Annotated in this window: 16 protein-coding genes; 9 read left to right on the top strand and 7 right to left on the bottom strand. The window is 46.8% G+C overall.

The window, feature by feature from the left end:
• The first annotated feature begins 64 nt into the window (after positions 1-64).
• Complete coding sequence (locus tag ACFQZT_RS26330) at positions 65-1,162, top strand: ParM/StbA family protein (protein WP_379304803.1); 1,098 nt, start codon at positions 65-67, stop codon at positions 1,160-1,162.
• 77 nt (positions 1,163-1,239) lie between these two features.
• Here the strand turns inward: ACFQZT_RS26330 and ACFQZT_RS26325 are convergent, their stop codons facing one another.
• From ACFQZT_RS26325 to ACFQZT_RS26315, 3 genes are all read right to left on the bottom strand, one after another.
• Positions 1,240-2,610 carry a GerAB/ArcD/ProY family transporter gene (locus ACFQZT_RS26325; protein ID WP_379304801.1) on the bottom strand — a complete coding sequence of 457 codons (1,371 nt, stop codon included), beginning with the start codon at positions 2,608-2,610 and terminating at the stop codon, positions 1,240-1,242.
• Between the two features lie 281 nt (positions 2,611-2,891).
• Positions 2,892-4,070, bottom strand: a complete 1,179-nt coding sequence (locus ACFQZT_RS26320; protein WP_379304799.1) for a Ger(x)C family spore germination protein — start codon at positions 4,068-4,070, stop codon at positions 2,892-2,894.
• A complete protein-coding gene (locus tag ACFQZT_RS26315; RefSeq protein WP_379304830.1) occupies positions 4,057-5,655 on the bottom strand; it encodes a spore germination protein in 1,599 nt (532 codons plus the stop codon). Before ACFQZT_RS26315 ends, ACFQZT_RS26320 begins: the two co-directional genes overlap by 14 nt.
• A 298-nt stretch (positions 5,656-5,953) precedes the next feature.
• Here ACFQZT_RS26315 and cls point away from each other — a divergent pair, with 298 nt between their 5' ends.
• Entirely contained in the window at positions 5,954-7,381 is a 1,428-nt protein-coding gene (cls, locus tag ACFQZT_RS26310; RefSeq protein ID WP_379304797.1) for a cardiolipin synthase, read from the top strand.
• A gap of 16 nt (positions 7,382-7,397) precedes the next feature.
• Here cls and ligD read toward each other — a convergent pair whose 3' ends face one another.
• Positions 7,398-8,279 (bottom strand): non-homologous end-joining DNA ligase, encoded by an 882-nt coding sequence (gene ligD / locus ACFQZT_RS26305; protein ID WP_379304795.1) that lies wholly within the window; start codon positions 8,277-8,279, stop codon positions 7,398-7,400.
• A 244-nt stretch (positions 8,280-8,523) separates the two neighbouring features.
• On the opposite strand from ligD, the gene ACFQZT_RS26300 reads away from it, so the two are divergent.
• Positions 8,524-9,156, top strand: coding sequence for a nitroreductase family protein (locus ACFQZT_RS26300; RefSeq protein WP_379304793.1), 633 nt, complete (start codon positions 8,524-8,526; stop codon positions 9,154-9,156).
• 568 nt (positions 9,157-9,724) lie between these two features.
• On the opposite strand, the gene ACFQZT_RS26295 is transcribed toward ACFQZT_RS26300, so the two are convergent.
• The 3 genes from ACFQZT_RS26295 to ACFQZT_RS26285 form a co-directional block, all read right to left on the bottom strand.
• The gene (locus ACFQZT_RS26295) at positions 9,725-10,270 is read right to left on the bottom strand and encodes a DUF3231 family protein (protein ID WP_379304791.1); all 546 of its coding nucleotides are present in this window, start codon (positions 10,268-10,270) and stop codon (positions 9,725-9,727) included.
• Between the two features lie 138 nt (positions 10,271-10,408).
• A complete protein-coding gene (locus ACFQZT_RS26290) occupies positions 10,409-10,906 on the bottom strand; it encodes a C40 family peptidase (RefSeq protein ID WP_379304789.1) in 498 nt (165 codons plus the stop codon).
• 207 nt (positions 10,907-11,113) lie between these two features.
• Positions 11,114-11,740: a CBO0543 family protein gene (locus tag ACFQZT_RS26285; RefSeq protein ID WP_379304787.1), complete on the bottom strand. Its 627-nt coding sequence runs from the start codon at positions 11,738-11,740 to the stop codon at positions 11,114-11,116.
• 213 nt (positions 11,741-11,953) lie between these two features.
• On the opposite strand from ACFQZT_RS26285, the gene ACFQZT_RS26280 reads away from it, so the two are divergent.
• The 6 genes from ACFQZT_RS26280 (at position 11,954) to ACFQZT_RS26255 (ending at position 21,574) form a co-directional block, all read left to right on the top strand.
• Positions 11,954-12,031 carry a potassium-transporting ATPase subunit F gene (locus tag ACFQZT_RS26280; protein WP_379304828.1) on the top strand — a complete coding sequence of 26 codons (78 nt, stop codon included), beginning with the start codon at positions 11,954-11,956 and terminating at the stop codon, positions 12,029-12,031.
• Between the two features lie 48 nt (positions 12,032-12,079).
• On the top strand, positions 12,080-13,753 hold the full coding sequence (gene kdpA / locus ACFQZT_RS26275; RefSeq protein ID WP_379304826.1) for a potassium-transporting ATPase subunit KdpA: 1,674 nt from the start codon (positions 12,080-12,082) through the stop codon (positions 13,751-13,753).
• A gap of 84 nt (positions 13,754-13,837) precedes the next feature.
• Positions 13,838-15,880 carry a potassium-transporting ATPase subunit KdpB gene (gene kdpB, locus ACFQZT_RS26270; protein WP_379304785.1) on the top strand — a complete coding sequence of 681 codons (2,043 nt, stop codon included), beginning with the start codon at positions 13,838-13,840 and terminating at the stop codon, positions 15,878-15,880.
• Between the two features lie 25 nt (positions 15,881-15,905).
• Positions 15,906-16,469 carry a potassium-transporting ATPase subunit KdpC gene (gene kdpC / locus ACFQZT_RS26265; protein ID WP_379304783.1) on the top strand — a complete coding sequence of 188 codons (564 nt, stop codon included), beginning with the start codon at positions 15,906-15,908 and terminating at the stop codon, positions 16,467-16,469.
• Between the two features lie 77 nt (positions 16,470-16,546).
• Complete coding sequence (locus ACFQZT_RS26260; protein ID WP_379304781.1) at positions 16,547-18,871, top strand: histidine kinase; 2,325 nt, start codon at positions 16,547-16,549, stop codon at positions 18,869-18,871.
• A gap of 39 nt (positions 18,872-18,910) precedes the next feature.
• Positions 18,911-21,574, top strand: a complete 2,664-nt coding sequence (locus ACFQZT_RS26255; RefSeq protein ID WP_379304779.1) for an ATP-binding protein — start codon at positions 18,911-18,913, stop codon at positions 21,572-21,574.

Genomic DNA, 21,574 nt, shown 5'->3' with positions numbered 1-21,574 from the left:
AGGATTCCTGTCGGAATAGATCGAATCTACTTAGCATAATAAGGTAATCGCAATGGAGGCGCTTATGAATAAGCTTGCAGGTATGGATATAGGTAACGACAGCATCAAGTTGGTGCTGGATGGTTCTAAAGAACCGCTGGTCATCCCGAATATCATCGCGCCCGGATACGAAAGGCATATTTTGCAGGAAGAGGATGCACCTTGGAAGGCGCTGGACGTGATGATCTACAGCCCGTCCCTTTCGCAAAGAAACCAGCGATATTTTGTCGGCCAGCTCGCTTTGGAGCATGAAGATAACCAGGAGCTCGAAGACACGGATAACAAAGCGGTTTCCGACCAATCTCTCATTGTTGCGTTAACGGCGCTGGCTTATCAAGGATTGATCAATCAAGCATCCGTCGGCGCAGGCGGTTACGGCACCACCGAAGAAGTGGAGTATGTGCTCGGAACCGGACTTCCCGTACGCGCATTTGCGAAATTCAATCAGCAATTCGAGCAAAGACTTCTTGGCGAACACGAGGTGACCTTCCTTTCCACGCCACAGCTTCATAATCGCAAGATCAAGGTCTCAATCCGGAAGGTCGCTGTTTCCATCGAAGGCGCAGCCGCATTGTTCCACCTTGCTACGCATGACAGCCTGATGGTCAAGGACGAAGAAATCTACAACGGCTGTATCGGCGTCTGCGAGATCGGTGCGCTCACGACGGATTTTCCGGTCATCAAACGGATGGCGATCGACAATCATTTCAGTCATGGCGAACAGATCGGCATCGCCACATACCTGGATGCGATCATCCGGGATGTGGAGGACGCCTATGGTTACGTCTTCCCGAGCCGGGCGAAGCTCGTACAGCGCGTTAAGAATCGGGAATTCACGATTCAATTGATCGGCGAAGGCCAAGTTGATATCCGGCCGATTGTCGACCAGCATTTCCGCCGGGCAGCCCTGCGCATGCTCGAGATGATCAAAAAGCGCTGGCGTAAATATCCCGACATCCAATGCTTCTATGTGATTGGCGGCGGCGCATCTGCGTTGAAACCGTATATCCAGGAAGCTGCCGGATCAATGAAGTTGCGATTCGCAGCTGACAGCGAATTCCTTAATATGTATGGCTATCTCAAAGTTGCCAAAAGTCGAATGAACCAGGCTGTGCCTATCTAACATGAACGTACCTGCTTAAACGGCGGGTACGTTTTTTTCTTTCAAACCGCAGGTCCTCCGGGAATTCGGGGATCTTTTCATTTACCTGCTTGCGACTGCTTCAATAAGCTCACCTCCATATAAGTTGTCATCGCCGTCAGAAATAGACAACAGCCGAAACAGATGCCGCAAGCCGTACCTATGACCGGCATATACTTGCCCATGGCCAATCCGATGCCGATGCATACGGCTGAGAAGAGCATCAGAATATTGCCAATCCACACCCACTGTTTGTAGGAAAATCGCACGCTCATTTTTGCCGCCTTCTGGGAAGGGGAGGCCCTCATACTCGCTACGTCGCTCGATTGTGGTACGGCAGGCGGGTGCTTCCGATGACGCATCATCGCAGCTGCGATCATTACGGCTATGACCATTGGCTGATAAAAAATGACAATTACGGGGGTGCTGAAATTGGCGAATGTGTTCAGCTCCGTTGTGCTTTTGAATGAAAGAATCGTCGTCAACGCCAGGAAAAGGGCAACCGGCTTATTGATCGTCGGATAGTCGTGTTCACGGATGATAGAGCTAATGCCTATGAGCAGCGCCAAGTAAAGGGCAACCATTTTACAAGCAAAGGTCGGAAGCCATATCGTTAGCATAATGAGATCGAGCCGGTCCAGAAAGTCGGTGACATGGATCATTTGCACCAGATTGTAAGTCGGATATAAAAAGTTGCCCGGCATCTTCGGACCCAGCACGATCAGGATAAGAAATAGGATGAGCGTCATTAAAAAAATGCCAAGCAATCCCCCGTGTCTGATCGAGGAGCGGATCTGATTGGTATTGCAAATCGTGTGAAGAAAAGCACCCAGAAAGAAAACATCACCGGTTCCCCCGATGGCCAGGAAATTGCTGGAGCTTACATGCTGGTAGGAGGTCGTCAGCACCGGCGATATGAGCTGAAGGGAGAATTCGTTCGACAGCAGCAGCGGCATCAATAAAACCGTGACGACGAAAAGCGGATAAAAGATATCGTTGACGCGAGCGATCACCTCTACGCTGGTTCGGCCGAAATAGATCAACAACAGACAGGGCAGCATGATCAAGATTTCTAACGGCGTGTTATGCAGTAATAAAGTGCCGGTGAATCTGGCAACCGAAGCAAGGTCGCCCAAGACAATTAGCCATATATGAAAAACGATAAGCAGATTGACCAAGGTTCCGCCCCATCTGCCGAGCAGGAGCATGGATATTTCGAAAATGTGCATTTGAGGATACAGGCTCGACAAATACGCGAAAAAGCCGGCAACGATAAAGATATATAAAATAGAGAGTAAATAGCTGACCCAGGCATCCGTTTCGCTGATTCGTATCAACACATTTTGCAAGGTCAATATGCCGCCGCTGGTGACGACGGAAGAGACCAGCCAAGAGAATTGCCGTTGATTAATGATTTGTTTATGATCCAAACAGGAGAACACCTCCTTCCGTGCGCTGAAAATAGGTGAGTCCGCGAAGCGGGGTCATATGCCGATCAGCTTGCTAATCCACGGGGATACCGTATGAATAAAAAAACGTGACGGCATCGGAATTTTTATGTGTAACATTTTGGTTATCAGCAGCGTGAATGTAAGGAATGTAACGATCCCATACGTAGCTTTGACCCTTGTTTTTTGTTCGTTCAGCTTTTTTCTGTCGATTAGCAGACTTGCTAGCAGGATGGGAAAAAAGCAGAGCAGGAAAAATGGATTCACTGATGCATCGCTTCCTTCACGATATTTTGGTTGATCAGACCTGTCTCTACGATGGATGTTTCGACCGAGATCCGAAATTCCGCTTTTTTAAATATCTTCGGCCAATTCTCCTCCAAACCATGCTTCCAAGCATAAGGATACTTCCGCCAAACGAGGAGACCCAGCTGAGCAGAATCCGTGTCTTCCTTTTGCATTTGCTTAACTGTAGCTTGAATGGACTTCTTAATTTGCTCCGCGAATTTACGTTCTACCTTATGTAGAGTCTTGGATTCGTTCAGATCTTGTCCGGAATTATCCTCTCGAACAATCCCGAATGCGTCCAGGGTGACCTGAAAGGTGACTTGATCACCACTCACTTGGGGCTGAATGGAGGAGCGGCCGCCCGTTACGAGTATAGACATGACCTTCCCATTATCCATTGGAAAAGTGAGGGTATGCTCCTTGACGTTATTTCGAAGCCATAAGAGTCCATTCGCTTCCTGATTCTTATAAATTCCGACCATTTGCGTGCCCTTGAACTGGCCATAGCCGGCTAGCTGAATTTCTTGCGAGGGCTTCTTGGCCGATTGGCTTTCCGCTTTTTCGAGATAGGTCATAATGGGATCGCTGTTAAAACTAAGGGCGATGCCGATATCCTTTGTTGTAGTAGGGATCGATTGCCGGGATTTGGTTAATTCCCGAATGACTTCTGCCGGAAAGCGCTCAAACTTGGGTTCAGCATTGAGCAGCTCATAGCCATTGCCTTTGGTCACAATCAGATAACAGGTCAACCGGCTATCCGGCGTGCGGGGGACCGCATCGAAAAGATTATGGATTCCCGCTTTAGCCAACTTCTCGCCTATGACGATGGTTCGTCGATGTGAAAGTAACATTTTGCGGGACATTCGCTTTTGCAGCTTGCTGGACGCTTCGCGAATCGTAGTCCCTGTCTCGGCATCGATGTAGTAACTTTTGCCCCCGCCCGTGCCGCCCCCGCCACCGGTTGCTCCGCCCATGGAGCCGGGAAGGGGAAACAAATAGGCAACACGATACTTGCCGTCCTCCTCCAAATCCACGGATGAAGTGAGTACGAAAGCCATATCGTTGGTTTCTACACGATCCCAGCAGCCCGTCAGGAGAGTCATCCATATGCAGAGAGTCATCAGTTGAGGAACTCTCCGCTTAAGATTTCCCATTCTGCTTGCCCTCCTCGCTTGCCTTATGCTCATGTTGAATTTGGCTGCCATCTATGCCTCCATCTCTCATGATTTGCTCGGGCAGTTTACTGTCCATTCGTTGAGCATCCTGTAAAGCCATAAATTCCGGACGCTTCTCCATTTTCCACCAAGGGGCGCGAATGAGCGTATCTTTCAAGTCACCGGTAGATAAAGGCCCTAATGGAGATAAATAAGGGACTCCAAAAGAACGCAGATTGGCCAAATGGCCGAGTAAAAGCATTAACGAAATGAAGATGCCGTAGAAGCCGAAAAGAGCGCCCGCAATGAGAATGGGAAATCGCAGCATTCTTATGGCAATAGCGCCGTTGTAGCGCGGGATCGTGAAAGAAGCGATTCCCGTTATGGAGACGACAATGACCATAGGCGCCGAAACAATGCCGGCCTGAACGGCAGCTTGCCCGACAACGAGGGCCCCTAGAATGCTGACGGCGGAGCCGACGGCTTTAGGCAGCCGGATGCCGGCTTCACGAAGGGCCTCGAACGTGATCTCCATAATGAAGGCTTCGACGACAGCAGGGAAGGGAATGGCTTCCCGCGCGGCGGCCACACTAAGCATGAGTGTTGTTGGCAGAAGATCTTGATGGTAAGTCGTAATCGCAACGTACAAGGCCGGTGTCGTCAGTGAAAGGAACAGGAAAACATATCGCAGCAAGCGCAACAGCGTAGAAATCTGAAAACGTTCATAATAATCCTCGCTTGCTTGCATGATTTGCATAAATACAAACGGTACGACCAGCACAAAAGGCGTGCCGTCGACGATGATGGCTACGCGTCCTTGCAGCAGCGCTGAAGCGATGACGTCTGGCCGCTCCGTATACTGGACCTGCGGAAAAGGCGAATAGGCGTCGTCTTGAATTAATTCTTCGATCGTGCCGGATTCAAGAATGGCATCGATATGAATAAGCTCCAGCCGCTTGACCACCTCCTCGACGAGCGAGGGCATCGCCAGATCATCCATGTAGCACACGACCAGACTCGTGTTGCTTTCCTTGCCGATGCTCATCGATTTCATCTTTAACCTAGGCGTCTTTAGCTTGCGGCGGATCATCGACGTGTTCGTGCGAAGGCTCTCTACGAACCCTTCCTTCGGTCCGCGTACGACGGTTTCCGTCTCCGGCTCCCCGACGGAGCGTTTCTCCGTACCGCGAATGCCCAAGAGTACGGCCTTCGCATTGCCCTCGACCAGGAGCGCTGTGTCGCCGCTCAGCACGGAAACGAGAAGGTCACCGTAATTGTCGGAGACTTGGGTTTGCGATACAGGGAGAATCGAGCCGACGATACGTTCAATAGCGGTTTCACCGCCTCCGAGCAGCATGAGCGATTTCATCGTGTCGTTCAATAGCTCTGTATTGGCGAGCCCGTCCACGAATAAAAGCAGGGCGGGAATCTTCGGTTCGATCTCGAATTCCCGAACGACGACATCTGAGCAGTCATAAAACATCTCCTTAATGAAGGAATGATTGTCATCCAGGAGAAGGGAAAGCTTGGTTTGCTTCAGCTCTTCGATGAAGTGGTAATCAAGAGAATCGGTGAGCTCATCCATACCACCAGCGCCTTTTGACTGGTCGGGTTGTCGCCTGCGCAGGATACGTTTCATTAATTCTTTGGACGCGTTGCTCATGATGGTTGCACCTCCTGCCCAAATGAAAATAATGAAATCATAGGAATCCGCTATTATATTCTGCTTAATGACAGGATTTTATTACGAAAGTTGGAAAGTTTTGCTCAATCGTTATGGAAAGTGGCTCAGGGTATACTTGCGCATCTCTTGGCAGAAGCTACTAACACTTACCACATACCACTTGCAAATACGGTCAATGTGCCAGAGGAGATGAAGCCGTTTGTGGATCGTGATTGTGCTGCTGCTATTCATATTTCAGACAGCAACCATTCTGATCGGTGAGTACCGACGACCTGCGAAAACGGTTGCCTGGCTGCTTGTCATGTTTATTTTTCCAGTAATCGGATTCATCATGTATTACTTTTTGGCAAAAGAATATTCGCAGCGTAAAATGGTGCGCCGCAAGGGACCGCGCAAAATAGCGGAAAGACAGCATCAGCTGATGAACCATGTAGCTATGTTAGACCGTTCGGAGCATTCCAGCTTTTACGAATTGTATGAGGAGCCGCGGCTGTGCGGGCTACTGCTTAACATTCCGGGGTCGCCCATTACGCCGAACAATCAAGTTGAGGTATTGACGAATGCGGAAGCGACATATGCATCCATGCTTGAATCCATCAAACAAGCCAAGAAACATATCCATTTTGAGTTCTATACGATTCGGCACGATGCGACGGGGAAGACTTTTCAAGAAGCTTTGATCCGTAAGGCGAATGAGGGGGTTAAAGTTAGGGTTATTTATGACGGGATCGGGAGCTATAGCCTCTCCGGCGACTATATCCAAAAGTTGAAGCAGGCAGGTATCGAGGTCCATCCCTTTCTGCCGCCGCTGATTGCATTCTTCGATAAACGCATGAATTATCGCAATCATCGTAAAATCGTTGTTGTGGACGGAGCCGTAGGCTTTCTTGGCGGCATCAATATCGGGGATGAGTACTTGGGAGCTGATCCTAAGCTCGGTTTTTGGCGGGACACTCATTTGAAGTTGAACGGGGATGCTGTTTATTATTTGCAGCAGACGTTTCTGACCGACTGGCTGTTTGTCAGCGGGAATCGGATAAGCGAGGATACGCTCTTTCCGGAGCATGCTTACCCTGCAGCTTCTCTTGTTCAGGTGATTTCAAGCGGTCCCGATGCGCACTGGGATGCTATACAGGAGATGTTTTTTGCTGGAATTGTAGCGGCCAAGAAGCGGGTTTTCTTGACAACCCCTTATTTCATACCGGATCCAAGCATCACGATGGCGCTCAAAACGGCCGTGGTTAGCGGTGTGGATGTGTGCATGATTCTTCCTTACAAAGCGGATTCACGCATCGTGCAGTATGCAACAAGGTCTTATTTATTGGAGCTCATGCAGGCGGGAGTACGTATCTTCTTGTACCGAAAAGGTTTTATGCATGCCAAAGTGATGATCATCGATCATCTTATGGCAACGGTTGGCACAGCGAATATGGATATGCGGAGCTTCTTCAGCAATTTTGAGCTGAATGCGGTGATGTTCAATAAGGACGTCATCGAGCGATTAGAATTTGATTTTCTACAAGATTTAAAAGAATGCGAGGAATTAAAGCTGGCTGAGTTTGAGAAGCGGTCCCGTTTGGAAAAAGCGAAAGAGATTATTGCCCGGATGCTGTCCCCATTGTTCTAGTTCGCGTTGCGTGCGGCTACAATCTCTCCAGGATGGCGTCCAAATTTTGCTGAGGGACCGTCTCGATGAGATCTCCCATTCGCCGAACTCTGTCGATTATCGTATTTAAATTAAATTCGCGAGGACTTGGATGCAGCTCGACCTCTTTCCATAACAGGGGAGTGGAGACGGAGGCATCCTTTTTGGCGCGTGGCGTGTAGGGGGCCGAAAGCGTTTTGCCGTACCAGTGCTGGAGATAATCGACGTAAATTTTGTCTCCGCGGTTTTTCTTGAACCTCTCGATGGTGAAGAGATTGGGATATTTCTTTACGACAAAAGCTCCCACAAAATGACCGATTTTTCTTAATTGCTCAAATGTATATCCATGTCGAATCGGAATGTAAATTTGGACGCCCGTTGCGCCTGACGTCTTGGCAATGGATTGAATGCGCAAAGCATCCAGCACTTCACCGATAATATGCGCAGCTTCCATAATGCGCGGCTCTTCTTCCAAGGATGGATCGATATCGATGACCCATTCTGCAGGAAGTGTCTCGCCAATCCGATGAAAAGAAGGATGGAACTCCAGACAAGCCAGGTTGCCGAGCCAAACAAGAGTGGATAAAGAGTCCATGTTTATATAATTAATGCCGTCCAGAGGCGCCAGCTTAACGAAAGGAGGAGTGGGCTCCGGGGCGTTTTTTTGATAAAACGACTTGTCGTTGTAGCCATGCGGGAAGCGAATGGTCGTCAAGTGGCGGTCTCGACAATATCGCAGCAAATAAGGGGAAAGCTCTGTCAGTTTGGCCAGATAATCGGCCTTGGTAATACCGGCTTCCGGCCACAATGGCTTGCCGGGGTTCGTAATCGTCAGCTCATTTCCTTCTACGATAAGTGTTCCTTTGGTTGTAACCGCCATCGTACCGACTCCTCCTAATTTGCCCGTTTCCCCTGATTATTCCCTGGCGGAGGAGATCTCAAACACGGAAGGACGAGTGAAAAATAGGGGTTGACAGAATAGGTGAATAGGGAGCATAATAATAAAAGTTAATAACAAATAGTTAGTAACAACTAAATTAAAAGTTAATATGAATTTATTATTAAATTTCATATTTACTATCTTATGGTTGAAAAAACCAAAATAGAAAGTGGAGGAATGGAAGATGGGTAAAGAATTTTTGGCTGCAGTGAAAGAAAGACGCACATATTATGGTTTGAGCAAGGAAACAGTCGTTTCGAATGAGCGCATTCAAGAGATCGTTAACGAAGCGGTGAAGCATGTACCTTCCTCATTCAATTCACAAAGCGCACGCGTTGTCGTCCTATTNAATTCACAAAGCGCACGCGTTGTCGTCCTATTCGGCGAACAATCAGATAAATTGTGGAACATCACCAAAGAAACATTGAGAAAAATCGTTCCTGCGGACAGCTTTGCGCCAACGGAAGAGCGAGTGAACGGTTTCAGCAGCGGCTCCGGCACTGTGTTGTTCTTCGAAGATCAAAACGTGGTTGAAGGTTTGCAAAAGCAATTTGCAGCCTACGCAGACAACTTCCCGATCTGGTCCAACCAATCTTCGGGTATGCTGCAATTCGTGATTTGGACGGCTCTGGAGCAAGAAGGTCTGGGCGCTTCCCTTCAACATTACAATCCACTGATTGACGAAGAAGTGAAAGCGACTTGGAATCTGCCAAGCGAGTGGAAACTGATTGCACAAATGCCATTTGGTAAACCAACTTTTGAGCCGGGCACGAAAGAATTTAGCCCGCTTGAAGACCGTGTGAAGTTTTTCGCGTAAGCATTGAACATGAAGAGGGCTATCCCATAGGTCGAAAGACTCGGGGATGGCGCTTTATTGTGTATAATCCGCTGGTTCTGGCTTCATCGTTGGAACGACGGTTCTCTAATAAAGACCCGCGGGACGCAATATCGGGAGCTAATCGCCTAGTCCTTTTGGCTCGCTCTTCCGCAGATTCGATTTCACATCATGCAACCTTCGGTCACTTTCAAAGAAATGAGGGGTAACCTTCGGGTTACCCGCTTGACAAAGAACAAAGGTCGTTATTAGTGAACAAGTTTGACGCTAAATTTCGGAGAAATAGCCATTTCGGGGCTCGAAAGAACAAAAGTCCATAAACAACGAACAATCGTCGCTAATTATGGAATTTTATTCGTTCGAAGCCTGATTGGTGGTCATTTACCCACCAAATGCGTCAAAATGTTCTCTATTTAGAGACCTTGGTTCTTTAAAATAGAAAAACATCCACATTGGCTATTAGATAAGCATATCCAATGTGGATGTTTTGCTTGACTTAACCCTTATAATTGCTTTCTTCAGGAATTGTTCGGTCCAACCCTTGATGGAATCACGAAAGAGAACCGGGTGGCAGATAAAATGGAGGCATATTGATCCAACCGCGTTTGCGCATTAATTGTTTCAATCTTGCCGCAAAAGCTAATTTCTCACCTTGGAATTGAATAAACAATAAACCGACGTCTGTGCGTATAGACTGTGTAGCTACGCTGGCAGCCTGCAAGATCAAACTGGCGATTTTTAGAGATAACTCGTTGGCTAGCACGTTGTCCGTTAATTTTACGCCGAGAGGAATGCTGTTAGGATCCGATGTTGGCATATCTTCTGGGGCATTAGGTAAGGTAAGTCCTTGTTCAAGCATGAATTGTTGAAGCCGTTCCCTTTGGCTGGCGCCGAGTTTCGAATCTTCTTCAAGTATAAATTTCAGTTCATGATCGGAAGTGGTGCTGATTCCAGCTTGAACGGTTACTTTCGCCAATTCCAAGCCGGCCATATAAAGCCAGCATCCCATTACTTCTCCGACATGAAGCGGCTGGTTTTCATCTTGATCTGTCATTGATTTAATGATATCCATTGCTGTTTCTAGTACATTTACCATTTGCTGTCCTCCTTTTCTTGAAATACCAGTTATATTGTTTGCAAAGGAACATTGTTTATTCACTGGCTTCCTGCCGGTACGCAGCAATGAAAAAAGAGACTGCCACTGAGGACAGTCTCTACTTTGTTTTTCATTCTCTTACTTGATGACACGGCGCGCTGTGATGTAGTGAGAATTCCAATACGAATTAAGCGGAGAAATTCTAACACCGCCTGCACCGTAAGTGTTCAACATTTTGTTGTTTCCGAGGTAGACGCCAACGTGACCTACGCCGGGACGACCAGGAACGGAGAAGAACAGGAGATCGCCTTTTTTCAAGTTATTCTTCGAAACATAAGTACCTACCTTTGATTGCTGCGCTGCTGTCCGAGGCAGGTTAATGCCGTATTTACCATAAATAAATTTCGTAAGCGTCGAGCAGTCAAATGTCCGAGTTTGTCCGACTTGGGAACCGAACTTATAAGGTGTACCCATATATCTTTCACCTAAAGAAATAATTTGATTAGCTTTTGTCGATGCGGACACCGTAGCAGCCTGTGTAGGCTGGGGACTACTGATTACCCCTCCTGAGATGGCGATGGTTGCTCCGATAGTCATGATTGCCAAACGCTTGCCCCATGTATGTTGTAATTTCATAGTAGTTTCCCTCCTAGTATTGTGTGTGGCTTTGTTGCCTGAACACAGTATAGCAGACATAAAGTCTCCTATTATTTGCTATAGGAAAGGGAAACCGTTGGCTTGCAAGGAGGCAGCCCGCTTTATTAGAAAACGATGAGAATGTTCTTTTGAAATTATTATTGACAAGCATTTGGTGCTTAATGTGGTGCATGCGTAAGGTTCATTTTATTTTGCCTTTTGCTTTCTGCCTAATGAATGAAGAGTGAGCTCAAGGCTGCGATCAGCCTTATTGTCCGATCTTATTGGTCCCCAGGCGCTCATGTTACTTATCCAGTAAGCCACCATAAAAATAGTAAAATAGATAAAGACATCGTAGGTATAGAGCCAATTTTTTGGATTATAAAAACGCATCTGAGTGAAGATGGGTTCAACGATATAAGCTGAAAATCCTCCCATAAGAATCCCCTTTAAAAACGGATTCATGTTAGGTTTCCATTGAAGAGCAAACATAACGCCTACCGGAAGCATAGAATATTGAAAGGGAAGAAGAGTAAAACCCGAATTAGGAATAAATTTTATCGGGTATGACCATATCCCCAAGGCTATTGCAAATTTGTCGATTAAAATGCCCAATATAATGGAGGAAAGCCCGGCCAAAAAAAATCTTGCCGTGCTTTCTCTCTTTCTATATATAATCCAAACTATCCATGGAAGTATAAATAAAGCAATCCCAAGCCACCATCTCCAAGTAAATAGAAATGAGTTCATGATTGCATCATTGATTAGTGTGTTTGCTTCAACCATTTTTTGACTAGCTTCGTCTACTCGCTGAATACCTTCTTCGATTGTCATGATGAAAAGCTCCCTTAGTCTATTGTTGAAACCCCGATTCCTATGCAGTTAGTTTATCCTGTCTCCAATAATTCATTCTTGAAGCCTGAGCGTAGAGATTCACTGCTCCAAGGCTTTTTTTATGTTTTTTTTACACCTAGAGCAAGATTTATTTACCCCCTTTTTACACCGAACCGTATTAAGATTTCATTGTACCGGTGAGGAGGTAGTTTCATGATGATCATTGGAATCATTGCGTTTGTCCTGATTTTGTACCTTGGATATGTTTTAGTAAAGCCAGAAAAATTTTAAAGATGAGACAATTGCTTCATTGAATGAGGAGGATATCATAACATGGGCATGGGATTCGTACAGGTAGCCATAACGCTGATTATCATCATGTTATTGGTTAAGCCGGCGGGGAGCTATCTGGTAAAAGTATTTGATTATAAAAAGACAGGTTTGGACCGCGTTTTCGGCCCGTTTGAGCGAGTAACCTATCGAGTCATGGGCGTTCGCGAAGAGGAATCAATGGGTTGGAAAGCATATTTGGGCGCAATGCTTCTTTCAAATTTCATTATGCTGATTCTTATGTATCTTGTCCTGCGGTTGCAAAAATATTTGCCGTTAAATCCGGATAGAATTGACAATATGCCGACAGCACAAGCGTTTAATACGGCAGTATCTTTTATTACCAATACCAACTGGCAGTCTTATAGCGGAGAAAATGCTCTCTCGTATTTGTCGCAATTGCTTGCGATTACGTTCCCGATGTTCACATCGGCGGCAACCGGTTTTGCAGTGGCGATCGCTTTCATCCGCGGGTTAATTGGTCGTCAAGATAATCTCGGCAACTTTTATGTAGATTTAGTTCGTTCGATTACACGTATATTCTTACCGCTTAGCTTCATTGTCGCATTGTTCTTGGTGTTCCAAGGCGTACCGCAAACACTGCAAGGTGCAGTAGATGCTACCACGCTGGAAGGGGCCAAACAAACAATTACCAGAGGTTTGGTGGCATCGCTTGAATCTATCAAGCATATCGGAACGAATGGAGGCGGGTGGTTCGGTACAAACGCGGCGCATCCTTTTGAAAATCCAACTCCGCTAACCAACTTGGTACACATCGTCTGTATGATGCTGCTGCCGACCGCGCTCGTCTATGCTTTTGGACTGATGATCCGAAATAAAAAGCAAGGCTGGGCCGTATTCGCGGCCATGGGTTTCATATTTCTAGTCATGCTGACAACAGTTTTTGTATCTGAGTATCGTGGAGTTTCTGCTATGGATTCGATGGGCGTTCATGGAAATATGGAAGGCAAAGAAGTCCGGTTCGGACTGTCCGAATCCTCGTTATTCACAGCGGTGACCACAGCCGCGACAACAGGTTCTGTAAACAATATGCATGAATCGTTAACACCAATGGGTGGCTTTGTAGCCCTTGCGGAAATGATGCTCAATAACGTTTTTGGCGGAAAAGGCGTAGGGCTGCTGAATGGTTTATTGTATCTCATTTTATCCATTTTCATATGCGGTTTGATGGTAGGACGTACGCCGGAATTTCTCGGTAAAAAGATTGAAGGTAAGGAAGTAAAATTAGCCTCAATCGCGCTTCTTGTCCACCCATTAATCATTCTTGCGCCGACGGCTTTGGCACTAATGCGCCCAGAATCGATCGCTTCAATTTCTAATCCAGGCATGCATGGTCTTTCTGAAGTACTATACGCCTTTACATCTGGCGCAGCTAACAACGGTTCTGCATTTGCCGGACTGAACGCAAATACGAATTTTTACAATGTTGGCATAGGACTTGTCATGTTGTTTGGGCGGTATGTTTCCATGATTGCGATGCTTGCGATCGCAGGATCTCTTGCAACAAAGCGAGTTGTTCCGGTAACTACAGGGACTCTGCGGACGAATACCCCTTTATTTACGGGGATTTTAATCATGATCATTCTCGTAATCGGGGCGCTCACTTTCTTCCCTGCACTCGCATTGGGACCAATTGCTGAACATTTGGCAATGCCGCATTAAGAGAAAATTGGGGCCCCCGCAAAGTAACTGGAATAAGCTTGGAAGGCATTCTTCACTTTGTGGGGTTAGTTTAGGAGGATCTATATGGCTATTGAACGTAAGAAAACATTGACGAAGGAAATCGTATCACAAGCAAGCATCGATGCCTTTAAAAAGTTAAACCCGGCGATCATGATTAAAAACCCGGTTATGTTTATTGTCGAAGTAGGTACACTCATCACCTTATTGTTATCTTTCAAGCCGGATCTCTTTGTTGCTACAAATGTAGATCGTGGCTATAATATCGCTGTATTTTTCATCCTGTTGTTCACAGTATTATTTGCAAACTTTGCTGAAGCGCTGGCCGAAGGTCGGGGCAAAGCACAGGCGGATACACTAAGGAAAACCAAATCCGAAACGATGGCAAAGCTTGTTCAAAAAGACGGATCCTACAAGCAAGTTTCTTCTACGCAGTTGAAAAAAGGGGATATTGTCCGTGTGGATGCCGGCGAAATAATCCCTACGGATGGAGAAATCATTGAAGGACTTGCATCCATCGACGAATCGGCGATAACCGGTGAATCCGCCCCAGTCATTAAGGAAGCAGGCGGTGATTTTTCCTCGGTTACTGGAGGAACACGCGTGGCCTCCGACTACATTGTCGTGAAGGTGATGACCGACCCCGGCGAATCGTTCCTGGATCGTATGATTTCACTTGTTGAAGGAGCCAAACGGCAAAAAACGCCGAACGAGATCGCCTTAACAACATTGCTTGCCGTATTAACGCTTATTTTTCTTATTGTTATCATCACAATGGTTCCAATGGCACAGTATCTGAATGTACATCTTGATTTAGCCACTTTAATCGCCCTGCTGGTTTGTTTGATACCGACTACGATCGGCGGGTTGCTTTCTGCAATCGGGATTGCGGGTATGGATCGCGTAACACAATTTAACGTACTGGCCATGTCCGGTAAAGCTGTAGAAGCTGCAGGTGACATTGACACGCTCATCTTGGATAAGACAGGTACGATTACGTATGGAAACAGGATGGCATCCGAGTTCCTTCCTGTTAAAGGCGTATCAACCAAAGAAATGACTTTTGCAGCGCTCAAAGCTTCCGTTATGGATGAAACGCCGGAAGGTCGTTCTGTCGTAGAACTAGCGGGAAAGCTCGGGGAGGCGTGGGCTGAAAGTGAGTATAAAGATGCTGATGTCGTTGAATTTACGGCTGAAACTCGAATGTCCGGTTTGAACTTATCGAATGGCATACAAATCCGTAAAGGTGCAGTTGATGCGATAAAGAAACATATTTTATCAAAAGGCGGCACCACGCCAAGCGACTTGGATGAGATCGCAAACCGGATTGCGAAAGCCGGAGGAACGCCGCTCGCCGTAGCTATTAACGAACGCATTTATGGTGTCATTTACTTGAAAGATACGGTAAAGCCAGGACTGAAAGAAAGATTCGCAGAGCTGAGAGCGATGGGGATCAAAACGATTATGTGTACAGGCGACAATCCGCTTACGGCGGCTACGATTGCGCTAGAGGCGGGTGTGGACGATTTCATTGCCGAAGCGAAGCCTGAGGATAAAATCGCCGCGATTAAAAAAGAGCAGCAGGAAGGCAAGCTGGTCGCGATGACCGGCGACGGTACGAACGATGCCCCGGCTTTGGCTCAAGCGGATGTCGGGTTAGCCATGAACTCGGGGACAATGGCTGCCAAAGAGGCTGCCAATATGATCGATTTGGACTCTGATCCGACGAAATTGCTATCTGTCGTTTCCATTGGGAAGCAGTTGCTGATCACGCGCGGGGCCTTGACCACATTCTCTATTGCCAATGATATCGCCAAATATTTTGCGATTATACCAGCCATGTTCATTTTGGCGATGCCCCAGCTTCAAGCGCTAAATATCATGCATTTAGCTTCGCCGCAGTCTGCGATTCTTTCTGCATTGATCTTCAATGCGATCATTATCCCGCTGCTTATACCGATAGCCATGAAAGGCGTGAAATATCGTGCCGTGTCAGCCGATAGGCTGCTTACGCGAAACGTTCTCATTTATGGGTTCGGTGGCGTTATTGTTCCGTTTATAGGCATCAAACTTATTGATCTCGTGCTTTTTGGCCTTCACATCGCTTAAAAAGAGTAGTTAGGAGAATGAAAATATGAAAATGATACTGACCGCTATCCGTGTATCCGTAGTGCTGATGCTGCTCTGCGGACTGATTTATCCTCTGGTTACAACCTGGGCTGCTCAAGCTATTTTTCCTAAGCAAGCTGACGGAAGTTTGATTGAGTCGGGCGGCCAAATTATCGGTTCGGAATTATTGGCTCAAAGCGTCCAGTCGCCAAAGCTTTTTCATCCCAGAGCATCGAATGCCAAGTATGATCCTACCGCTTCAGCCGGTTCCAATATGGCAGTCGCTTCCGAGGATTATGTGAAAGGGATTGCTGATCAAGTCGACGAAATCAAGAAGGATAATCCGGATTTGAAGGACATTCCCGCCGATTTGGTCACGAGCTCCGGCTCCGGCTTTGATCCGGACTTGTCTCCGGAAGCGGCCAAAGCGCAAGTTACGAGAATCAGCCGGGAAACGGGAATTAGTGAGCAGCAAATAAATCAAATCATTGAAGCTCATACGAAAGGCCGGCAGCTTGGTGTATTCGGTGAGCCCCGAGTGAACGTGACCGAATTAAACATCGAGTTGATGAAGCAAGTGAAGCTGTGATCACACGGCCGCTCCCGAGCAAGTGGGAGTGGCTTTCTCCGTTGTCATTCAACTTTTAATAAAGGGGGAAATGAGCTTTGGAAAGTTTTAAAAGGAAGACGCCAGAGGAGATCTTGCACTCTATTTCCAAGCTCCACCGTGGGACTTTGAAAATCTATATCGGTCCGGTGAGCGGTTCCGGCAAGACGTATCATATGCTGCGGGAAGGGCACGCCTTGAGGCAGCATGGAATCGATGTCGTGATCTGCGCTGTTTCAACGCTTCAAAGACCCGAGACCGTCGAACAATTGGGGGATTTGGAGAGAGTCCCTAGTATTCATTGGTCGAAAGACGGCGTTGAATTCAAAGATTTAAATTTGGACGCGTTAGTAGAGAGGAATCCTGAAGTCGTTCTCGTTGATGGGCTGGCCCATCGAAATCGGGAGGACGCCCGTTTCCCGACACGGATAGAGGATATCAAGTTTTTACTTTCTCATGCGATTAGTGTGATAACGACGGTTAATGTGTACGAATTGGAAGGTTACACAGAACTGGCTCAAAAATTAACGGGGATCGAAGTTGAGCACACCGTTCCTGTCGATACGCTGGAGTTGGCCGATGAGGTGAGACTGATCGACGTGACCCCGGAAACGATATTAAACCGGCTTGCCGAAGGGCATCTGAAAGTAAACAAAGATGCTTCGGTCTTCAAGCGCGGCAATTTAGGAGTTTTGCGTGAGCTGGCTCTTCGATTAGTTGCCGAGGATGTCAATGAGTCTTTGAAAGAGCACCGTGAAGAAATGGGACTCGTGGGCCCATCCGGAGCCGCAGAAAGAATTCTTGTATCTACACAATACCACTGGAATGGCTCGATTTATGTTCGGAGAGGCCAGCAAATTGCCAAACGACTCAATGGAGATCTTGTCGTGGTCACCTTCCGTAATTTTAAGAAACCATTATCGAAAGAAGCGATAACATTCCGCAGGAGCATGATTAAACTTGTAGAGAAAGTAGGGGGCGAGTTTGAAGAGTTGCCCTTCCAGAAGCGCCGATGCATTCCAAAAACAATCGTCCAATATGCGATCAGTCATCATGTTACACGTATCGTCATGGGGCATACCAAACATACGAGATGGCAAGAATTTTGGCAGGGCTCGATTGTGAACGATCTTTTGAAAATCACCAAAAATATTGATGTATTTCTGGTAGCCGATCGGGCTGAACATGAGGGCGAACGGATTCTTCCCGCTAAAATTGTGTCCGCCAAAGAACAGCAGAGATATCGGCGATTGAGCGAGCAAGAAGTGGCGGAAAAAATCGGTAAAATCAAGCGTGGCAAATTTAAAGTGTATATAGGAGCCGCACCCGGCGTAGGGAAAACTTATATGATGCTGCGAGAAGGAAATGACCATCTGAAAAAAGGCATCGATGTCCAAATTGGCCTATTGGAAACGCACAATCGCCAGGAGACAATAGCCCAGATGGGGAGCTTGAAAGTCATTCCGCGTCAAAACATTGTGTACCACGGCGTTCTACTTGAGGAGATGGATACCGAAGCGATTATCCGGAATTGCCCAGAAGTTGTGTTGGTAGATGAGCTTGCCCATACCAATGTCCCCGGGAGCAGAAATAAAAAAAGATATGAAGATGTGTTAGAGATTCTGGACGCGGGAATATCCGTGATTTCAACAGTGAATGTCCAGCATTTGGAGAGCTTGAATGATGCTGTAGAACAAATAACCGGGATACGAGTTAGAGAAACAGTGCCGGATAATATCCTCCAAATGGCGGATGAAGTTCAGTTAATTGACGTCGCTCCGGAAGCCTTGCAGCAGCGGATGCGGGAGGGTAAAATTTATGCCATGGCCAAGGTCGATCAAGCGTTAAGTCACTTTTTTAAAACGGGCAACCTCATTGCCTTGCGTGAACTTGCCCTTCGTGAAATTGCCGATGATGTCGATGAGAGGTTGGAGTCATTGGAACGAAAAAGCTCGCTCCGAGGTCCGTGGAGAAGAAAAGAAGTCATCTATGTATGTGTGAACCGTACACCGCATGCGGAACGATTAATTCGACGCGGCTTCCGAACCGCCTACAGGTTAAAAGCCGCTTGGTATGTCAATTATGTACATGTCGGGGAGACGCTTCCTGACGAACTAAAGCAAAGACTCGAAGCTATGGAAAGGTTAACGGTCAGATTAGGTGGAAAATTTATTGTTCATAGGTGTCAAAATCCCAAGCAAATCGCAGACGTCTTGTCATCGAAAGCGGATGAGGTAGAAACCACACAGCTGGTTATCGGTCAATCTAAACTTTCTTTCTGGGAAGAGTTATGGAAAGGTTCTGTAGTCAAACGGCTAATTCGTCATTCTAGGCATATGGATATTTTAATTGTAGCGGATTTTGATCCCAATATCGCATTATAATGGATTTAAATACAAGCGTTTATTCAGGATGTGACTAGAATGGTTTCATCGCGTAAAGATAGAGGGAAATTAACTTTATTTCTAGGCGCTGCGCCTGGCGTAGGCAAAACCTATGCCATGCTTATGGCAGCAAAGCAACAAAGAGATAAGGGGATAGATGTTCTGCTTGGCTGGGTGGAAGCTGAACAATATCCGGATACGCAGCAATTGGCGGCTCAGGGGATGTTTCCGTCCGTATCACCTCGTTCCATTCAATATCAAGGTAACAAATCGTTTGAAATGGACACAGAAGAAATTATCAAGAGGCACCCCAAGCTAGTTGTGATTGACAACCTCGAACATGTGAATTCTCCGGGTGCCCTGAAGCCAAAACGTTATTTCGACGTAGAAGCCATTCTTTCACAAGGGATAGACGTATATACCACACTCAACATTCAACATGTTGAGAGTTTAAATGATACTGTCACTCAAATTATAGGATGGAAAATTACCGAAACCGTCCCTGACACCTTTTTGGAACAAGCGGATCAAATTCAGGTAGTCGATATCCCGACGGAAGAAGTGATTGGGAGATTCCATACTTCCTCTTTTAATGACAACAAAAAAGAAGAGCTGCACCGATTTTTTCGAATCGGGAATATCAATGCGCTGCGGGAAATGACATTTCGCTATGCCGCGCAGCGTTTAGACAGCCAGCTTGAACAATATATGCAATCCGAGGACATTGCAGGTCCTTGGCCTGTCGCGGAGAAAGTGATGGTTTGCGTAAGTGCAAGCCCCTTCTCCTCTCAACTCATTCGGTTGGGACGGCAAATGGCCGCAAGTCTGAAATCGGAATGGATGGTCGTCTATGTGCAAACTCCGCAAGTGATGCCGGGGAGCGAGAGACAACAACATCAGTTGGCAGGCAACTTACAGTTAGCCGAAGAACTGGGTGCTGAAGTTATTTCCATTACCGGTAACCGCGTTGCGGAGGAGTTGCTGTCTTTAGCACGTAACCGTAACGTGAAGCAAATCATCATAGGTAAACCCAATCGTCCACGTGTTGTAGAATGGTTTCGCAGTTCGGTTGTTGAACAGGTGATCCGTAACAGTCATGGGATCAGCATTCATGTGATTCCAGGTAAACCTAAAGTCGCCTTAGAAAGGGAAGTTTCAACCTACTCGACGCGTAATTTCTCTTGGAAGCCTTATTTAGGGGTAACCCTTTTCATTGTAATGCTGACCTTAATCTTACATACTTTCGGATTAGGTTTAGGAACGGTCAATATTGCGCTCATCTATTTGTTTCCCGTTCTTTTTAGCGCTGTTTATTGGGGGCTTGGGCCTTCATTTTATGCGGCTAGCGCGAGTGTACTTGCGTTTGATTTCTTTTTTGTCCCACCTTTTCTCAGCTTTACAGTAGCCGATTTGAGGTATACGTTTTCTTTTGTCGTCTATCTTGCAGTTGCCGCTTTAACAGCGAGCCTCGCTGCACGATTAAGACAACAGTTAAACTTCGCAAAGCAAAGAGAGGCCACCACCTCATCTCTCTATGCGCTAAGCCGGCAAATGACGGCTATTACCGACTTAAATACTTTGCTGGAGAACGTTTTACGTCAAGTATCCGTTACGATTAACACGCAAGTCGCGATTTACTTGCCTGAGCATCATGATGAGTTGAAGGCAGTGACTTATTCCTCTAGTCATTCAAGCTGGGGCAAAGGGGAATCGGAAATGGCGATCGCTAAATGGGTTTATGAACATGGAGAGTTGGCCGGTAAGGGCTCTAACACGCTAAGAGAATCTTCAGGTCTGTATGTTCCACTACGTACGGAGGAGCGAGTATACGGCGTTCTGGCTGTAAACCTAGATCATCGGGACCAAGGGGCCACTCCGGAAAATCTGCGTCTGCTAGAGGCCATTGGAGGACTAGCCGCAAGCGCTATCGCACGCGTGAAATTAGGCGAAGAGGCTAAACTAGCCCATTTAACCGCCGAATCGGAAAAAATCAGAACGGCGTTGCTAGATTCCGTTTCTCACGAATTACGTACGCCGCTAGCAACCATAATAGGATCGGCAACGGGCTTAATCGAAGGAGACCGCATCTTCTCTTCGGAAGATCGGCTTGATTTGCTTTCAACCATTAGAGACGGTGCTTTACGGATGAATCGGTTAGTGACAAACCTGCTCGGCATGGTGAAATTGGAAAGTGGAATGCTGAGGTTGCGCAAAGAGTGGTGCGATGTAGAAGATATCATTGGAGTCGTCCTCTCGCAAATGAAGGATTTCCAGCAGCATCGGGAAATCCGTGTCTTACTGCCGAATCCAACCCCTTTTTTATTGGGGGATGAGGTGCTTCTTGAGCAAGTGCTGGTTAACGTGGTCAGTAACGCAATCAAATATTCGCCTGATCGCAGTCAGATTGTGATTTCCGTTAAGCAGGACGGCGATCATGTCATCATGACCGTAGCGGATTCCGGGATTGGCATTCAGCCTGCTGACCATGAACGGATTTTTGATAAATTTTATCGTTCCGTCGCGACAAGTCATGTCCCGGGTACCGGTTTGGGACTCGCGATCTGCAAAGGAATCATTGAAGCCCATGGGGGAACCATTACGGCAGCGCCGAACCAAGTTAAGGGTACCATTATTACCATCACTCTTCCCACAGGAAATTCTAACATTCTTGGCCAATCAACTCCGGAAGGGGATAGCGAATAA

The sequence above is a fragment of the Paenibacillus sp. GCM10027628 genome (assembly GCF_042676385.1).
Taxonomy (GTDB): Bacteria; Bacillota; Bacilli; order Paenibacillales; family NBRC-103111; genus Paenibacillus_E.
This window is presented reverse-complemented; position numbering and strand designations above follow the sequence as displayed.

Coding starts and splice junctions, on each gene's coding strand:
- ACFQZT_RS26285 (WP_379304787.1), bottom strand. CDS start 11,740: ATGACAATCGAAGAAGGTATTCAGCGAGTAGACGAAGCTAGTCAAAAA.
- kdpA (WP_379304826.1), top strand. CDS start 12,080: ATGGGATTCGTACAGGTAGCCATAACGCTGATTATCATCATGTTATTG.
- kdpC (WP_379304783.1), top strand. CDS start 15,906: ATGAAAATGATACTGACCGCTATCCGTGTATCCGTAGTGCTGATGCTG.
- ACFQZT_RS26320 (WP_379304799.1), bottom strand. CDS start 4,070: ATGGGAAATCTTAAGCGGAGAGTTCCTCAACTGATGACTCTCTGCATA.
- ACFQZT_RS26330 (WP_379304803.1), top strand. CDS start 65: ATGAATAAGCTTGCAGGTATGGATATAGGTAACGACAGCATCAAGTTG.
- ACFQZT_RS26280 (WP_379304828.1), top strand. CDS start 11,954: ATGATGATCATTGGAATCATTGCGTTTGTCCTGATTTTGTACCTTGGA.
- ACFQZT_RS26255 (WP_379304779.1), top strand. CDS start 18,911: ATGGTTTCATCGCGTAAAGATAGAGGGAAATTAACTTTATTTCTAGGC.
- ACFQZT_RS26315 (WP_379304830.1), bottom strand. CDS start 5,655: ATGGATGAGCTCACCGATTCTCTTGATTACCACTTCATCGAAGAGCTG.
- ACFQZT_RS26295 (WP_379304791.1), bottom strand. CDS start 10,270: ATGGTAAATGTACTAGAAACAGCAATGGATATCATTAAATCAATGACA.
- ligD (WP_379304795.1), bottom strand. CDS start 8,279: ATGGCGGTTACAACCAAAGGAACACTTATCGTAGAAGGAAATGAGCTG.
- ACFQZT_RS26290 (WP_379304789.1), bottom strand. CDS start 10,906: ATGAAATTACAACATACATGGGGCAAGCGTTTGGCAATCATGACTATC.
- kdpB (WP_379304785.1), top strand. CDS start 13,838: ATGGCTATTGAACGTAAGAAAACATTGACGAAGGAAATCGTATCACAA.